This window comes from Janthinobacterium sp. 64 (genome assembly GCF_002813325.1).
Classification (GTDB): Bacteria; Pseudomonadota; Gammaproteobacteria; order Burkholderiales; family Burkholderiaceae_D; genus Janthinobacterium.
In genome coordinates, this window is sequence record NZ_PHUG01000001.1 from 5,484,000 (window position 1) to 5,499,190 (window position 15,191).

At 65.0% G+C, this 15,191-nt stretch carries 15 protein-coding genes; 13 read left to right on the forward strand and 2 right to left on the reverse strand.

Features of this window, described 5'->3' with window-relative positions; translation table 11 throughout:
- Positions 1 to 56: 56 nt before the first annotated feature.
- The 10 genes from nrdR to CLU91_RS24205 all read left to right on the forward strand — a co-directional run bounded on the left by nrdR (position 57) and on the right by CLU91_RS24205 (position 10,900).
- Positions 57 to 518 carry a transcriptional regulator NrdR gene (gene nrdR / locus CLU91_RS24160; RefSeq protein ID WP_034759169.1) on the forward strand — a complete coding sequence of 154 codons (462 nt, stop codon included), beginning with the start codon at positions 57 to 59 and terminating at the stop codon, positions 516 to 518.
- Between the two features lie 239 nt (positions 519 to 757).
- Entirely contained in the window at positions 758 to 1,327 is a 570-nt protein-coding gene (gene pilV / locus CLU91_RS24165; protein ID WP_100876141.1) for a type IV pilus modification protein PilV, read from the forward strand.
- Complete coding sequence (locus tag CLU91_RS24170; RefSeq protein ID WP_100876142.1) at positions 1,324 to 2,292, forward strand: PilW family protein; 969 nt, start codon at positions 1,324 to 1,326, stop codon at positions 2,290 to 2,292. The genes pilV and CLU91_RS24170 overlap by 4 nt, the downstream gene beginning before the upstream one ends.
- Positions 2,293 to 2,304: 12 nt before the next feature.
- Positions 2,305 to 2,961, forward strand: coding sequence for a pilus assembly PilX family protein (locus CLU91_RS24175; protein ID WP_100876143.1), 657 nt, complete (start codon positions 2,305 to 2,307; stop codon positions 2,959 to 2,961).
- The gene (locus CLU91_RS24180) at positions 2,958 to 6,806 is read left to right on the forward strand and encodes a pilus assembly protein (protein ID WP_100876144.1); all 3,849 of its coding nucleotides are present in this window, start codon (positions 2,958 to 2,960) and stop codon (positions 6,804 to 6,806) included. The genes CLU91_RS24175 and CLU91_RS24180 overlap by 4 nt, the downstream gene beginning before the upstream one ends.
- 45 nt (positions 6,807 to 6,851) lie before the next feature.
- Complete coding sequence (locus tag CLU91_RS24185; RefSeq protein WP_100876145.1) at positions 6,852 to 7,343, forward strand: type IV pilin protein; 492 nt, start codon at positions 6,852 to 6,854, stop codon at positions 7,341 to 7,343.
- Positions 7,344 to 7,346: 3 nt separating this feature from the next.
- A complete protein-coding gene (locus tag CLU91_RS24190; RefSeq protein WP_232730864.1) occupies positions 7,347 to 7,916 on the forward strand; it encodes a GspH/FimT family protein in 570 nt (189 codons plus the stop codon).
- Between the two features lie 66 nt (positions 7,917 to 7,982).
- A complete protein-coding gene (gene ribD / locus CLU91_RS24195) occupies positions 7,983 to 9,056 on the forward strand; it encodes a bifunctional diaminohydroxyphosphoribosylaminopyrimidine deaminase/5-amino-6-(5-phosphoribosylamino)uracil reductase RibD (protein ID WP_198521507.1) in 1,074 nt (357 codons plus the stop codon).
- Between the two features lie 29 nt (positions 9,057 to 9,085).
- Positions 9,086 to 9,721 carry a riboflavin synthase gene (locus CLU91_RS24200; protein ID WP_100876147.1) on the forward strand — a complete coding sequence of 212 codons (636 nt, stop codon included), beginning with the start codon at positions 9,086 to 9,088 and terminating at the stop codon, positions 9,719 to 9,721.
- A gap of 99 nt (positions 9,722 to 9,820) precedes the next feature.
- Positions 9,821 to 10,900, forward strand: a complete 1,080-nt coding sequence (locus CLU91_RS24205) for a hypothetical protein (RefSeq protein ID WP_100876148.1) — start codon at positions 9,821 to 9,823, stop codon at positions 10,898 to 10,900.
- Here CLU91_RS24205 and CLU91_RS24210 read toward each other — a convergent pair.
- Positions 10,897 to 11,322: an OsmC family protein gene (locus CLU91_RS24210; RefSeq protein ID WP_100876149.1), complete on the reverse strand. Its 426-nt coding sequence runs from the start codon at positions 11,320 to 11,322 to the stop codon at positions 10,897 to 10,899. The genes CLU91_RS24205 and CLU91_RS24210 overlap by 4 nt on opposite strands.
- A 297-nt stretch (positions 11,323 to 11,619) precedes the next feature.
- Here CLU91_RS24210 and ribBA point away from each other — a divergent pair, with 297 nt between their 5' ends.
- From ribBA to nusB, 3 genes are all read left to right on the forward strand, one after another.
- Positions 11,620 to 12,741, forward strand: a complete 1,122-nt coding sequence (ribBA, locus tag CLU91_RS24215) for a bifunctional 3,4-dihydroxy-2-butanone-4-phosphate synthase/GTP cyclohydrolase II (RefSeq protein ID WP_100876150.1) — start codon at positions 11,620 to 11,622, stop codon at positions 12,739 to 12,741.
- 59 nt (positions 12,742 to 12,800) lie between these two features.
- On the forward strand, positions 12,801 to 13,283 hold the full coding sequence (gene ribH / locus CLU91_RS24220) for a 6,7-dimethyl-8-ribityllumazine synthase (protein WP_100876905.1): 483 nt from the start codon (positions 12,801 to 12,803) through the stop codon (positions 13,281 to 13,283).
- Between the two features lie 203 nt (positions 13,284 to 13,486).
- Positions 13,487 to 13,957, forward strand: a complete 471-nt coding sequence (gene nusB, locus CLU91_RS24225; RefSeq protein WP_100876151.1) for a transcription antitermination factor NusB — start codon at positions 13,487 to 13,489, stop codon at positions 13,955 to 13,957.
- A 134-nt stretch (positions 13,958 to 14,091) separates the two neighbouring features.
- Here the strand turns inward: nusB and CLU91_RS24230 are convergent, their stop codons facing one another.
- Positions 14,092 to 15,009 carry a lytic transglycosylase domain-containing protein gene (locus CLU91_RS24230; RefSeq protein WP_171984962.1) on the reverse strand — a complete coding sequence of 306 codons (918 nt, stop codon included), beginning with the start codon at positions 15,007 to 15,009 and terminating at the stop codon, positions 14,092 to 14,094.
- Positions 15,010 to 15,191 lie beyond the last annotated feature (182 nt).

Here is a 15,191-nt window from a genome sequence, read left to right on the forward strand (position 1 = left end):
CTTTGCACAAGGGCGGCGATTTCCCGTAATTATTACTATAAAGTTGTAGCCAGCCCATGAAATGTCCATTTTGCCAGCACGGCGACACCCAGGTTCTCGATACGCGCGTATCGGAGGAAGGGGATGCCATTCGGCGCCGCCGCCGCTGCGGCAAATGCGACAAGCGTTTTACCACCTACGAGCGCATTGAACTTATCATGCCGGCCGTCGTCAAAAAGAATGGCAGCCGGACGGAGTTCGCTGCGGATAAGTTGCGCGGCAGTTTGATGCTGGCCTTGCGCAAGCGTCCCGTCGCGGCCGCCTCCGTGGATACGGCCATCGCCTCCATCCAGGAAAAACTGCTGACCAGCGGCTTGCGCGAAGTCGATTCCGGCTATATCGGCGAACTCGTCATGCAGGAATTGAAGCGCCTGGACAAGATCGCCTACATCCGCTTTGCCTCCGTCTACAAGAACTTCGAAGACCTGGCCGAATTCCAGGACGCGATCGCCGAAGTGGGGCAGGCGCGCAAGCCCTGACCTTCGCCCTGACGTTCGGCTTCTTGCTCACCTTCTTGCTCGCCTTCTTGCTCACCACGCCCAGGTTCGCCTGGCAAGCGGCCTGATCAACACCAACGCTGTTCTTCTCACCTTATCGCCGTGCTGTTTGCGCCAGCGCAGACCCGGCTTTTTGCGCGCGCCTATCTTGTAGCTGGGCCGCCTGTTCCTGCGACTCTGTCTGCGGAAGGGAGTAGCGCATGGGCAAGAGCGGTCGCACTATGTTTCCTGCGGGTGGCAGCAGCCTCGTCGAGGTGCTGGTGTCGCTGCTGCTGTTGGCGCTGGGTCTCCTCGGTGCCAGCATTTTGCAACTGAACTCCCTGCGTGCGCGCCATGAGTCGGCGCTGTTGTCGGCGGGCGTGCAACTGGCCGCCGGCATGGCCGAACGCATGCGTGCGAACAGCGTGCTCATGAACGGCCCCGATACGGGCAATCCCTACCTGAACGTGGCCTACGCGGCGGCGGACGGCGCCGACGCTGGCGGCGGCGCGCCTGACTGTTTTGGTACTGCCGCCTGCAGCGCGGCCGAGCTGGCGCAATTCGACATCGCCGAGTGGAAACAGCAACTGCATGCGGCCTTGCCCGGCGCGCGCCTGCATATCTGCCGCGATGCGCCCGCCTGGGACGCCGCCGCGCAAGGCTTGCACTGGGCGTGCAGCGGTGGCAAGGGCGCGCCCATCGTCATCAAGCTGGGCTGGCGCGGCCGACAGCCCGATGGCTCGCCCGCTGTGAATGGGGCGGGCGAGTCGCTGCCCCGGCTCGCATTCCAGCTGGGCGGAGGCGGCGCATGAACACGCTCTTGCACCGGCATCGCGGCATGAGCCTGGTCGAATTGCTGGTGGCCCTGTCGCTGGGCGCGCTGCTGATGCTGGCGGCCAGTAGCGTGCTGCTGGCCGCCAGCGGCAGTTATGGCGACCAGTCCGCCAGCGCGCGGCTCGACGACAACGGCCGCTATGCGCTCGACACCATCGCCCGCGCCGTGCGCCAGACGGCGTACGTGAACTGGGACAGCAGCGCCGCGCCCGTCGCCCATGCCGATTTTGACAGCGCCAACGTCGCCGGCCTCGACGCGCACAGCCTGGGCAAGAACAGCGAGGGCATCAGCGGCGCGCTGCCCGGCGCCCTGCATGGCAGCGACGTGCTGGCCCTGCGCTATTACGGCGCCGGCAAGGAAGAGGGTGGCGATGGTTCCGTGCTCAATTGCGCGGGCTTCGGCGTGGGCGCCGCGCAAACGCAGGCGCAGCGGGGCTGGAGCATTTTCTATGTGGCGCAAGGTGCCGATGGCGAGGGTGAATTGCGTTGCAAATACCGTGGCGCGAACGGCTGGGGCGCGGACGCCGTCATCCGTGGCGTCGACGGCTTCCAGGTGCTGTATGGCCTCGATACGGATACGCCGCCCGATGGCGTGGCGAACCGCTATGTCAACGCCAGCGCGCTTGACGCTTACGATGCGGCGCTGGTGCTGGTGGGGGCGGATGCGGCCGCGCGCCAGCGCGATTTGCACCGCCGCACGCACTGGAAGCGCGTGGCCAGCGTGCGCGTGGCCTTGCTGTTGCATGGCGAGGCGGGCCAGGCGGACAAGATGGCGGAACTGGGGCCGGCGCAGTTCGACCTGTTCGGCAAGGCGTATGCTGAGGCGCACGGCGCAGGCGATATGGGCGTGCGCATCGCGCGCGCGTCCTTGCCTGTAGCAACGCGCTCGCGGCTGCGGCAACAGGTGCAGACGAGCATCATGCTGCGCAACGGGCCGGCCTAGGCGGGCGGCGCGATGGCTGGCGCGGGCGTCCGCCGTTGTTCAGGCTGCTGCGTTTCTGGCGGACAAGGGCGTGGCGCCACCCTCGTGTATGTGCTGTGCCTGCAGGTGATCATCTTGCTGCTGGGCATATCGGCGGCGCAGATGGCCTTGCAGGGCGAAAAGGCGGCGCGCGGTGAGCGCGACCGGCAGATCGCGTTTCAGGCGGCGGAGGAGGCATTGGTGGATGCGCAGAACGATATCGAAGGTTCACCGGGCGCGCCCGGGCGCAGCAGCCTCTTCGCGCCAGGCAGCGCGGCCGGGTTCGCGGACGGCTGCGGGGAAGGGGGCGCACTGGGTCTGTGCCTGCCCGCATCCCCGGACGCGCCGGCGCTCTGGTTAAGTACGGACCTCGATGGCGCCGAAGGTGCCAGCCGCACCGTGCCGTATGGCCAGTTCACGGGCGCCGTCATGCAGACGGGGCAGGGTTTCCTGCCGTCGCGCCGGCCCCGCTACCTGATCGAACTGCTGCCGTTCCACCCGCCCGGTGCGCAGGCCACGGCCGTGGCTGGCGGCCTGGCGACGGAAAGCTATGTGTACCGCATCACGGCCATCGGTTTTGGCGCGCAGGAAAGCACGCAAGTCGTGCTGCAAAGTTACTATCGCAAGCAGGCGGCGGGAGCGGGGCCATGAGGGCTTTGTCGTTTGCCTGGCTGCTGCTCGGCTGGATTTTCCTGGCTTGCGGCGGCGCCCTTGCTGCGGCCGCACCTCCCGTGACGCTGGCGCGGGCCGACGCGGGCTTGCACGGCGCCAGGGTGCCGCCGAACCTGCTGCTCAACCTGTCGCTCACGCATGCGGCGGCCGCTGCCGCGCATGGCGGCGACTATGCGCCGCAGCGCGAGTACGCAGGGTACTTCCATGCGCGCATGTGCTACAGCTATCCGTACCGCAGCAAGGACGGCGACATGCTGCCGGACTTGCGCGTAGCGACCGCTTACTTCTCCGTGCTGAAGCCGGCCGATGCGCTGCACGGCTGCGGCGGCGACAGTTTTAGCGGCAATTTTCTGAACTGGGCCAGCACCAGCATGCTCGACATCGTCCGTGTTGCTCTGACGGGCGGCGACCGCGTCATCGACGAGGTGCGCAAGACGGTGCTGCAGCGCGCCTGGCTGCCCGATGCGGATAGCCCCATCGACTTTTTTGCGCACCCCGTCTTTTTTCCGCGCAAGGTGCTGCACGGCGGCGTGGCGGCGGCGACACCGTTTGCGCTGGCGCAACTGGCCATCGTTTCCTGCCGCAACCGCCTGCTGTTCGGCGACGCCAGCTTGCCCCCGGGCGGTAGTTGCGACGCGCCGGGCGTTGCTGCCACGCACGGCGTGTTCCTCGCGCGCGTGCGCGTCTGCGACGCGGAAGAAGGACCGCTGCGCGACGATTTATGCCTCGCGTATGGCAAGCACTACAAGCCGGTGGGCGCCGTGCAGCGCCATGGCGGCAGGGTGCGCGTGGGCGTGTTTGGCCACTTGAACGGCGTGCCCGCCAGCGCCGGCCCCGTGTATGGCGGCGTGCTGCGCGCGCCGCTGGCCCACGTGGGCAGGCAACGCTGGACGGCGCCTGATTTTATGCCGCAAGACAATGCCGGCGAGGAATGGAATCCTGCCACCGGTGTGTATGTGTTCCAGAGCGCCGGTCCTGGCGGCGGGGTGACCGCTTACATCAATGGTCTGGGCCGCGGCAACGCCGGGCATCCTGGCACGTACGCCAGCGCGGCGCCGCTGGCCGAATTGCTGTACGAATCGCTGCGCTACCTGCAGGGAAGGCAAGCGAGCGCCGTCGTGCCACCCGCCACGGCCCCGCCTGCCATCGACGGTGGCTTGCCGGTCGTGACTGCGTGGAGCGATCCGCAAACGGCCAGTTGCCAGCGCCACATCGTCGTCAGCCTCGGCGATGCGGGCATGGCGGGCGACCGTTACGTGCCTGGCAATGTTCCTGTGGCTCCCGCATCCAACGGCGACCGTGCACGCGCTGCCGATGGTTTTGTGCCACCGCCATTTGATGCGATGGCCTGGACACACGCGGTAGGCAGCCTGGAAAGCGGCGGCACGCCCGGCAATCCCGCGCCACGGCCCGACCTGGCGGCGCTGGAATGGCTGTCCGACGGGGTGGGCGGCGCCAGCTACCATGCGGCAGGGCTGGCCTACTGGTCGCATGTGCAGCCACTGCGTCCCGGCGGCAAGAACGACGGCCTTACCAAGGTTGAGCACTACGCGGGCGACTTGCGCCAGGGGGACCCGGCCGGCGAGTCTGCCACCACTCCCGCCGCTACGCCCTTGTTATTGGCGGCCAAATATGGCGGCTTTCTCGATGCGAACGGCGACGCCAACCCTTTCAAGAGCGCAACGGGCAGCGCGTTCGATGAGTGGAGCGTGGATGGCCGCTGGCCCGCCCATTACTTGCCCGGCAGCGACCCGGCCGCCCTGATCGCGGGACTGCGCGCAGCCTTTGCTGCCGCCGACAAGGCTACCTTGCCAGCGACGCTCGCCGGGCCGGCCCTGATGGCGCTGGCCAGCGGCACGGAAGAGGCATACTGGTTCCAGACGCAGCTGCGCCTGGCCGATGGCGGTATGAGCTTGTCGCGCACCGCGTTTGCCGTGGGCGTCGATGGCACACTGCTTCCCGGCAAGCCATCATGGACAGCCGGTGGACAAGAGAAATCCGTGCCGGATGGCACGCCCGCGTCCTTGCGTCCCGTCTACACGCCCGACGCCAAGGGCGCCCTGATGCCGCTGGCCTGGACGCGGCTCGCTGCGGAACAGCGCGGCGCATTCGACGGCGCCGATGGACGAGGGGAGGCGCGCCTGGCGTACCTGCTGGGCCAGCGCACGCACGAGGTGGGCCAGCCGGGCGGCTTCCTGCGGCGCCGCTCAGGCAGCCTGGGCGCGGCGCCCTACGGCAATTTGCTGTACGTGGGTGCACCCAGGCTGGGCATGGCGGGCGCCGGCTATGGCTTGCACCGCCAGGTGCTGCTGCAGCGGCGCAGAATGTTATATGTAGGCGCCAACGATGGCTTGCTGCACGCCTTTGATGCGCGCACTGGCAGCGAAGTGTTGGCCTATCTGCCGCAGGCGCTGCTGCAGACGGCCCCAGCCGCTGCGAGCACCCACTACAGTCCGGGTCCGCTGCTCGATGGCGCCGCGGCCACGGCGGAAGTGCTGGCGCTGGGGCACTGGAAAACGGTGCTGGTGTCGGGCATGGGCGGCGGGGCGCAAGGCGTGTTTGCGCTCGACATCACCGATCCTGCACGCTTCGCGCAGGACGGGGCGCTGTGGGAATTTACGGACCGCGACGACAGGCTGATGGGCAACGTGCGCGCGCCGCCTGCGTTTGCCCGCATCAACATGGGCGGCAAGGAGGGCGCGCCGGCCTACCGCGACTTCGCCATCGTTGCCAGCGGCTACAACAACCATGTGAACGACGGCAAGGAGACGACGGCGCCCGCCGCGGCCGCCGCCATCTTCCTGCTGGCGCTGGACAAGGTGCCCGGCACGCCGTGGCTGATGGGAAGTAATTACTTCCGCCTCAAGGTGCCCGTGGCCAGCGGCGGCGGTGGGCATGACACTGATGCGGGCGCCGGCGCCGAGCCACACGCGCTGGGTCCGCCCGCCGTGGTGCCGGGCGGCGATGGCGCACTGGCGTATATTTATGCGGGCGATTTGCAGGGCAATATCTGGCGTCTCGGTATGGCCGGCGGGCCGCCGTGGAAGGAGGGCCAGGGACGCAAGCTGGTCTTTGTCGCGCGCGACGCGCAGGGGCGGCGCCAGCCCGTGACGCAGCAACCGAGCGTGGCGTACGCGCCCGGTGGCGGCTATCTGCTGCTGTTCGGCACGGGCAAGCTGGTCGAAGCGGCCGATACCTGGCCTTCCGCCTTTCTGTCCCAGTCGTTTTATGCCGTGCACGATGATTTGCGGGAAACATCCCCTACGCGCAGCCGGGCCGACCTGGAGCCGCGCGTCTTGGGCGAGGTGGTGGGCGGTGTGCGCGTCGACGGCGCCGAGCTGCGCTATACGGGCAGCGAGGCCATGCGCGGCTGGTACCTCGATTTTCTCAATCCTGCGCAGACGGGCGAACGCAGCATCAGCAGTGCCGTGTTGGCCGCCGGCAAGCTGCTGTTCAATACCGTATTGCCTGGGCGCGATCCTTGCGCCAGGCCGGCCACGCGCCTGTACGTGCTCGATGTGCTGAGCGGCTTTGCCGCCGATGGCGCCGGCGTCGTGCAGGCGGGCGCGCAGACGGGACGCTTGTTCGACGGCCTGGCGCGCGCGCCGCCGCTGGCGCTGGAGCTGAACAGCACGGTGGGCGCGGCGACGGCGGCAGGGCGGGCCGAGGGACGCAAGGAATTGGCCGTGCTGCAGCCGGGTTTGCCGGGCGCGGCCAGCGTTGCGGTGCTCAAGGTCGTCAGCGCGCCGCTGCCCGCGCGGCGCCTCAGTTGGCGCGAAGTGGCGAACTGGCGCGAATTGCACGAGGCGGCCAAGAAAAAATAGGCCAGTGCATCGCGCTGGCTGGCGCTTTTTGGAAAGGAAGATCGCATGGGGACGCTGGCAAGGCGGAATTGGCGCTCTGCAAAAAGTGCACGTACTCCCGGCTTCAGCCTGATCGAACTGCTGTCCGCGCTGGCGATCATGAGCCTGCTGCTGGCGCTGGCCGTACCCGCTTATCATGGCCATGTCGTGCGCGCCAAACGGGTGCAGGGACAGGCGGCTCTGTTGCGGCTGATGCAGCAGCAGGAACGTTATTATTCGCAAAATAATCGCTATCTGGCCTTTTCCTCGGCATCGCCGGCGGAGCAGGCGCAGCAGTTTCCATGGTGGTCCGGGGAAGGGGGCGCGGCCGGCAGCGCGTATGAAATCGAGGCGCTGGCCTGTCCCGGCCTGACGATAGGGCAATGCGTGCTGTTGCGGGCCATGCCCGGTACGTCCAAGGTCGACGCGCAGTTCCAGGATGCCGATTGCGGTGTGCTGTCCTTGAGCAGCACGGGCCAGCGCGGCAGCAGCGGCCCCGCCAGCCGTTGCTGGCGCTAGGCCATGGTCACCGACCTGCGGCCACGCTGGACAGGGCATACCTTGCTCGAATTGCTGGCCGTGCTGGCGATTGCGGCGCTGCTGGCGGCCGCTGCCATGCCCAGCTTGCAGCAGGTGCTGGCGCACCAGCAAGTGCGCGCGGCCGCCGCGGATTTGTTTTCGGCCATCGAATTGACGCGGGCGCAGGCGATGGCGCGGGGACAGCGCGTGCTGCTGATGCCGGCCGGGCCAGGTGGCACGGACTGGCGCACGGGCTGGCTGATCTTCATCGACCGCAATGCCAACCTGGCGTTCGATGGCGATGACGAATTGTTGTTCCGCCAGGGACCGCTGTCGGAGGGCATCACGGCCCAGTTCGCGTTTTCCTCTGCCACGGCGCCGTTTTATATCGCCTACAATGGCGCAGGACGCAGTTGCAGCGCGACCAATAGCCTGGCGGCGCGTTGGGGTACCTTGTCCCTGGCTTTGGGAAAGCAGGTGCGGCATATTAAAATCAATATGCTGGGCAGGGTGCGCGTGTGCGATCCGCAGCAGCAAGTGGCCAATTGCAGCGGCGTGGCCGACAGTTCATAGCAAGATTTACCAATCAATCACCTTCAAGCAAAGTAGCCCGTGGAAATACTCAACGATATCGATGGCATGCGCCTGGCGCTGGAATGGGCGGCGCGTGGTTTATATACGACCTCGCCCAATCCCCGCATCGGCTGCGTCATCGTCAGGGATGGCCAGGTGATCGGTGCCGGCGTGACGCAGGCGGCGGGGCAGGATCATGCCGAGGTGCAAGCGCTGGCGAATGCGGCGGCGCGCGGCAACGACGTGCGCGGCGCCACGGCGTACGTCACGCTGGAACCGTGCAACCACCATGGCCGCACGCCGCCTTGTTCCGATGCACTCGTGCGCGCAGGGCTGGGCCGCGTCGTGGCCGCCATGACGGACCCGAATCCGCTGGTGGCGGGGCAAGGGCTGGCCAAGCTGGAAGCGGCCGGCATCGCCGTCACCACGGGCGTGCTGGCCGATGAAGCCTATGAAATGAATATCGGCTTCTTTTCGCGCATGCAGCGCGGCAAGCCGTGGGTGCGCATGAAAACGGCGGCCAGCCTGGACGGCATGACGGCCTTGCACAATGGACAAAGCCAGTGGATCACGGGACCGGAGGCGCGTGCCGACGGTCATGCCTGGAGGGCGCGCGCCTGCGCCATCCTGACGGGCATCGGCACGGTCAAGGCGGACGATCCGCAATTGAACGTGCGCGCCGTCGAGACGCCGCGCCAGCCGCGCCGCATCGTCGTCGACAGCCGGCTCGACATCAGCCTCGACGCGCGCATCTTGCAAGGGGGCGGCACGTGGATCGTGGCGGCCGTCGCCAACCCGGAAAAGGAAGCACAGCTGCAGGCGCTCGGCGCGGAAGTCATCCTGTTGCCGAATGGGGACGGCAAGGTCGACCTGCCCGCGCTGATGCTGGAACTGGGCCGCCGGCAATGCAATGAAGTCCACGTCGAGGCCGGCGCCAAACTGAATGGTTCGCTGATCCGCGAAGGCTGCGTCGACGAGCTGCTGGTCTACCTGGCGCCCACCTTGCTGGGCGATGCGCAAGGCATGTTTGCCTTGCCAGCCTTGACGGATCTCAAACAGCAGCGCACTTTGCAATTTCATCAGGTTCAGCAAGTGGGCGAGGATGTGCGTATCCTTGCAAGATTCGCGCAGCGAAATTAACATTTTTACATTTTTATAGGGTTAGCTCCATGTTTACAGGAATTGTTGCCGCCATCGGCAAGATTGAAACCGTGCAAGCACTCGACGGCGGCCTCGATGCCGGCGTGCGCCTGACCATCCATGCGGGCGGCTTGCCGCTGGTCGATGTGGCCCTGGGCGATTCGATCGCCATCAATGGCGCCTGCATGACGGTGGTGGAAAAGTCGGACACGGGCTTTGCCGTCGATGTCTCGCGCGAAAGCCTCAATTGCACCGTGGGCCTCGATACCACCACGGAAGTGAACCTGGAAAAAGCCCTGACCCTGGCCGAGCGCCTGGGCGGCCACCTGGTGTCCGGCCACGTCGACGGCCTGGGCATCGTGCGCAAGTTCGAAGCCGTGGGCGAATCGTGGGAGCTGGTCATCGAAGCGCCGCATGAACTGGCGAAATACCTGGCCTTCAAGGGTTCCGTCGTCGTCAATGGCGTGTCCCTGACCGTCAACAGAGTGGAAGACCTGGGCGCGGGCGCCGTCAATGGCTGCCGCTTCTCGATCAACCTGATTCCGCACACGATCGCCATGACGACCCTGAAACACCTGACGGTCGATGGCAAGGTCAACCTGGAAATCGACCTGATCGCCCGCTATGTCGAACGCATGTTGTCCTTGGACAAGGCTGCTGCTTAAGACGACAGCGTAAGGCAACACAGCTGCCGGCTTGCCAGGCGTGTGTTGCTTTTCTTGCAGACGCGCATACTATGAAGCTTTCCGCATCGAAGGCTAGCCATGGACCCGATTTCGCGCGCAACCGTGCCCAATGTCATACCTGCCACGCCGCGCGTGGGCGAGACGGTTCCGCTGGTGCCGCTGGCGCCCGCATTGCCCGTGTCGTCCTCCGGCACGGCGGCGGCCCTTGCCGCTCTGTCATCGACCCAGGTCGACCTCTCTCCGCTGGGCCAGTTCCTGTCCGGCGTGGCCTTGTCGCGCCGGCAACTGCTGGCCTTGCAGGGCGCCGCAGAGCAGGCCGGCACGGCAAATACCCCCGTGAATGTCAATGACGACTTGCTGGCGCTGGCGCGGCAGCTGACGGAATCGTTCGCCCAGCTGCAAACGAGCGGCATCGATGCCAGCCAGCTGGCGATGGCCGGCGATACGCCGGGCAGCCTGGCGCAGCGCTACGATTTGCTGTCGGGCGACGGCACGACGGACGCGGCGTCCGCGCTGGCGCAGGACGGCAGCTTGCTCACGCAAGCGCAGCTGGCCCGCATCGGCATCGATTTGCGCAATGAAGAGGTCGATGCGACAACGTTGCAAGCCGCGTATGCGGCCGACAGCAATGCCACCCTGGACGCCTTGCAACAGGGAACGGACGTGCTGGCACAGGTGGGCGCCGTGCTGGTCCGGCAGCAGGGCGCGCCGCTGGCGGCCGTGGTCGAAGCGGATTTGACGGGCGCAGCACTGCCGTCCGGCGCCGTGCAGCCGCAGGCCGTTGATGCGGCGCCGCCGCAAACGGCTGCCATTGCGCAGCGGCAACTGGAACTGCAGCAGCAACTGGAAGCGGAAGAACTGAACCTGGACTTGCAGGAACTGCGGCCCCGGCCGCCGGCACAAGCCGCCGCCACCATCGATGAGCGCGACTTGCTGCCGGCGCGACAAGAGGAGGCCACGCGAGCGGCGGGCCAGGCCGTGCCGCCGCCGTCATCGCAAGATCCGTCCGTGGCGGCAGCCATCGCCGCGTATAACCTGAACAATGCGGCCCTGAATCCGGGCTTGATGAACCGGCCATTGCCGGCCAGCGACTCGCGCCTGCCGCTGGTGGCGCCCGTCGCTGCCGTGGAGCCCGTCAAGCCCGTGACGAAAATCTAGGCCAGCAGGGTAGCGTCGAGGGTAATGTTGGCTTTCAGCAGCTTCGACACGGGGCAGCCGGCCTTGGCCTTGCCCGTCAATGTCTCGAATGTTGCCTGGTCGGCGCCCGGTATCTTGGCTTTCAGGATCAGGTGGACGGCCGTGATGGCAAAACCGTCGTCCACCTTGTCGAGGGTCACTTCGGCCGTCGTTTCCATCTTTTCCGCCGTCAGGCCCGCTTCGCCGAGGATCAGCGACAGGGCCATGGTGAAGCAGCCCGCGTGGGCGGCGCCGATCAATTCTTCGGGATTGGTGCCGGGCTTGCCTTCAAAGCGGCTGGCAAAGCCGTAGGGATATTCCTGCAAGGCGCCGCTGTGCGTGCTGATGGCGCCCTTGCCGTCCTTGATGCCGCCTGACCAGATGGCCGATCCCTTGGTTTTCATGTTGCCGCTCCTGTGTGAGGTGTCGCTGCGAGGGGGATGTCAGCGCCGGGGCGGTGACTGGCTGATCTTATGCTCTTTGCAAGGCCCGCGGCGCGCGTCTTGCCGCCGCCGTGTGCGCTGGATCGGAGAAGCGGCGCTTCGTGGGGCAAGCTGCGGCATCCGTGCCGCAAAGCTGTCTTATTTCAGGTCTGCAAGCGCTAAATCCTTTAAAATAGCAGGTTATAAGAAAATTCCCGGAAATTCGCGGAATATTCGCACGCGATGTTTCAGTTTTTAGTCTTACTAAGAGGATCAATGATGTCTATTTCCAGCACCGAAGAGATCGTCGCTGAATTGCGCGCCGGCCGCATGGTGATACTGGTCGATGAAGAAGACCGGGAAAATGAAGGCGATCTGGTGCTTGCCGCCGATTTCGTGACGCCTGAAGCCATCAATTTCATGATCACGCATGCGCGTGGCCTGGTCTGCCTGACCCTGACGGAAGAGCGTTGCGACGAGCTGAACCTGTCGATGATGACGTCGCGCAACGGCACCGCCTACGGCACCAACTTTACCGTGTCCATCGAAGCGGCCGAAGGCGTGACGACGGGCATTTCCGCCGCCGACCGCGCCAAGACCATCCAGGTGGCCGTGGCCAAGGGCACGCAGCCCAGCGATATCGTCCAGCCCGGCCATATTTTCCCCCTGAAAGCGCAAAAGGGTGGCGTGCTGATGCGCGCAGGCCATACGGAAGCCGGTTGCGACTTGACGGCCATGGCCGGCCTGACGCCCGCTTCCGTGATTTGCGAAATCATGAAGGACGACGGCACCATGGCGCGTCTGCCGGACTTGCTGGTGTTTGCCGAGCAGCATGGCCTGAAAATCGGCACGATTGCCGACCTGATCCATTACCGCAGCCAGACGGAATCCCTGGTCGAGCGCGTTGCTGAGCGCACCCTGCACACGGCGCATGGCCAATTCCGCTTGATCGCGTTCCGCGACAAACCCAGCGCGTCGGCCCACCTGGCCCTCGTGCATGGCGACCTGGCCCCCGGCCTGGAAGCACTGGTGCGCGTGCACCAGCCCGTTTCCCTGCTGGACGTGCTGGAAAGCGAAGCGACCACCCACTCGTGGACGGTGGCCGCCTCGATGGCCGCCATCAAGCAGTCCGAACGGGGCGTGATGGTCTTGCTGAACTGCGGCGAGACGTCGGGCGAGCTGTTTGCCCAGTTCGCCGCCCTGGACACGCCGCAAGCCAAGCCGAAAGGCCGCGCCGCCAGCATGGATCTGCGCAGCTATGGCATCGGCGCGCAAATCCTGCGCGACCTGGGCGTGAGCAAGATGCAATTGCTGGCCAGCCCCCGCAAGATGCCGTCGATGGCCGGTTTCGACTTGGAAGTCACGGGTTTTCAGTGCCATCCTGGCCAGGCGTCGATGTGAGAGTAAACGATGGCGGCATGTGTGTGTCGCCCTGAACCACCAGATTAAAGAGGCTTATGATGACCGTAGGAACTTATGAAACCAATTTTGCCGGCGAAGGTTTGCGCGTCGGTATCGTCCAGGCACGATTCAATGAAATCGTCGGTGGTGGCTTGCTGTCGGCATGCCTGGAAGAGTTGAGCAAGCTGGGCGTGGCCGATGAAGATATCCTGCACGTGACCGTGCCGGGCGCCCTGGAAATCCCACTGATTCTGCAAAAAATGGCGGAAACCGAGCAATTCGACGCCCTGATCGCTCTGGGCGCCGTGATTCGCGGTGAAACCTACCACTTCGAGCTGGTATCGAACGAATCGGGCGCAGGCATCACGCGCATCGGTCTCGATTACGGCATCCCCATCGCCAACGCAGTGTTGACGACCGAAAACGACGAGCAGGCGGAAGTGCGCATGCTGGTCAAGGGAGCCGAAGCGGCACGCGTGGCGGTGGAAATGGCTAATTTAGCGCAAGCGCTAGAAGAGTTGCAGGAATCCGAGGAGGACTAGCCGTGTAGTGAACGTCCGATAAAACGCCCATAGCTGCGTTGCAAGCCCTCGCCGTACATTCGTACTGTCTTCGGGCTCGCGCCTTGCTCTGAGCATTTTCTCGAACGTTCTGACACGCGATTGGCTGCGGCGCGTTGAAAAGCGCACCTTGGCCACTTCGTTGGAATTTGTAATGAACAAGTACTTAAAAACAGGTAACAATCATGACTGAGAAAAATTTGCTCGCCAATCCCAGCAAAAACCGCACGCCGCGTCACCGCGCGCGCGAGTTTGCGCTGCAGGGCTTGTACCAGTGGCTGCTGAACAATGAAGATGCGACCACCGTCGTGAACAATATTCGCGCCGCGCATGGTTTCGACAAGGCCGATAGCGATCATTTCACGGTGCTGCTGTACGGCGCCATCAAGGATTCGCTGGCGCTGCGCGACAGCATGGCACCCTTGATCGACCGCAATATCGCGGAACTGTCGCCCATCGAACACGGCATCCTGCTGATCGGCGCTTTCGAGCTGAAGAACAACATGGAAATCCCGTACCGCGTCGTCATCAACGAAGCGGTCGAGCTGGCCAAGTCGTTTGGCGGTATCGACGGCCACAAGTATGTGAACGGCGTGCTGGATAAACTGGCAGTGAAATTCCGCGAGGAAGAAGTCAACGCCAACAAGCGCAAGTGATCGAGTAAGTAGTTTTTGCGGCTGTTGCCGCAGGGCAGTAAAAAAGCCACCGGCACTTGCGTGCGGTGGCTTTTTCATTGGATGCTGTTTTCGAGTGCTGCTTTTGGGATGCCCCTGTGAGGGCTTTTAAAGGGTCACAGGCCGGCGATCTCGTTGTGGGGCAGTACTTTGATGGTGATGCCGCTTTCCGCTGCCGGCGCCTTGGCTGGCGCTGGCGTGTTCGACGCCATCACCGGCGTCGTGGTCGGCACGCGCTGGCCGGCGGACACTTGCTTCAGGCGGCGGTATTCGGCCAGCACGCGCGAGCCGTAGCCCGAGTCGGTGGCGAAGTTGGCGGCGCCGACGTAGGTTTTCAAGCCCGCTTCGACGGAACCGCCACGCGTAACGTAGTCTTTCAGGATCAGGGAGCCGACGCGGATGTTGGCAACCGGATTCAAGGCTGCTTGCACGCCGCCCATTTCCTGGAAGCGCTCATGGTGCACTTTCGACATGACTTGCATCAAGCCTTGCGCGCCGACGGGGCTTTCCGCGAACGGATTCAAGCCCGATTCGATGGCCATCACGGCCAGGATCAGCAGCGGGTCCAGCTTGATTTCGCGGGCCGTCAGGTACGCCGTCGAGACAAGCATATTGGTCGCGTCGTTGGCCACGCGGTAGCGCTTGGAGAGCCAGTTGGTGACCCATTGCTGCTGCTTTTGCGTGCCCAGCAAGGCTTTTTCTTCCTTGCTCAGCGGCGCGTCGCTGGCGGCGGCCGTTTGCACGGAAGCGGGCGCTTCCATCAGTGCCGACAGGGCCGGCGCTTCAACGGCTTGTGCCTCTGCCATCGGCAGCGGGAACAGGCTGTGCGTCAGTTGCTTGCCCAGGTCGGGGCGGAACATCAGCAGGGCGATCAGTGCCAGGGCGGAAATGCCGAAGACTGTCAGTGTGTGTTGCGCGGTGGTTAAAACGCCACGTGCCGAAATGGCTTGTGCGCGGGCGCGCAAACGCGCCAACGCTGGCTGGCCAGCCACGGTTGAAGCAGGCAATGCTGCTTCAGTGCTACGATGAGTCATAGAGTTCCCCGAAATGTCGCGTCAACAGGCAGTCCCTCCGCGGTCTCGCGGTGTTGTGGGTACTGCCAATGCCGTGCATCAGAAATATCATCGTTTCCGCCGCGTATGGATGCGTGCGAGAAACGCCGTCATTGCTTGCTTGAGCTGATCGGTCCCGTTTTGGTATTGGATCAGTCGCAATA

What these genes read in the sequence shown, in the direction of transcription:
- nrdR (WP_034759169.1), top strand. Translation starts at nt 57, where the DNA reads ATGAAATGTCCATTTTGCCAGCACGGCGACACCCAGGTTCTCGATACG.
- pilV (WP_100876141.1), top strand. Translation starts at nt 758, where the DNA reads ATGTTTCCTGCGGGTGGCAGCAGCCTCGTCGAGGTGCTGGTGTCGCTG.
- CLU91_RS24170 (WP_100876142.1), top strand. Translation starts at nt 1,324, where the DNA reads ATGAACACGCTCTTGCACCGGCATCGCGGCATGAGCCTGGTCGAATTG.
- CLU91_RS24175 (WP_100876143.1), top strand. Translation starts at nt 2,305, where the DNA reads ATGGCTGGCGCGGGCGTCCGCCGTTGTTCAGGCTGCTGCGTTTCTGGC.
- CLU91_RS24180 (WP_100876144.1), top strand. Translation starts at nt 2,958, where the DNA reads ATGAGGGCTTTGTCGTTTGCCTGGCTGCTGCTCGGCTGGATTTTCCTG.
- CLU91_RS24185 (WP_100876145.1), top strand. Translation starts at nt 6,852, where the DNA reads ATGGGGACGCTGGCAAGGCGGAATTGGCGCTCTGCAAAAAGTGCACGT.
- CLU91_RS24190 (WP_232730864.1), top strand. Translation starts at nt 7,347, where the DNA reads ATGGTCACCGACCTGCGGCCACGCTGGACAGGGCATACCTTGCTCGAA.
- ribD (WP_198521507.1), top strand. Translation starts at nt 7,983, where the DNA reads ATGCGCCTGGCGCTGGAATGGGCGGCGCGTGGTTTATATACGACCTCG.
- CLU91_RS24200 (WP_100876147.1), top strand. Translation starts at nt 9,086, where the DNA reads ATGTTTACAGGAATTGTTGCCGCCATCGGCAAGATTGAAACCGTGCAA.
- CLU91_RS24205 (WP_100876148.1), top strand. Translation starts at nt 9,821, where the DNA reads ATGGACCCGATTTCGCGCGCAACCGTGCCCAATGTCATACCTGCCACG.
- CLU91_RS24210 (WP_100876149.1), bottom strand. Translation starts at nt 11,322, where the DNA reads ATGAAAACCAAGGGATCGGCCATCTGGTCAGGCGGCATCAAGGACGGC.
- ribBA (WP_100876150.1), top strand. Translation starts at nt 11,620, where the DNA reads ATGTCTATTTCCAGCACCGAAGAGATCGTCGCTGAATTGCGCGCCGGC.
- ribH (WP_100876905.1), top strand. Translation starts at nt 12,801, where the DNA reads ATGACCGTAGGAACTTATGAAACCAATTTTGCCGGCGAAGGTTTGCGC.
- nusB (WP_100876151.1), top strand. Translation starts at nt 13,487, where the DNA reads ATGACTGAGAAAAATTTGCTCGCCAATCCCAGCAAAAACCGCACGCCG.
- CLU91_RS24230 (WP_171984962.1), bottom strand. Translation starts at nt 15,009, where the DNA reads ATGACTCATCGTAGCACTGAAGCAGCATTGCCTGCTTCAACCGTGGCT.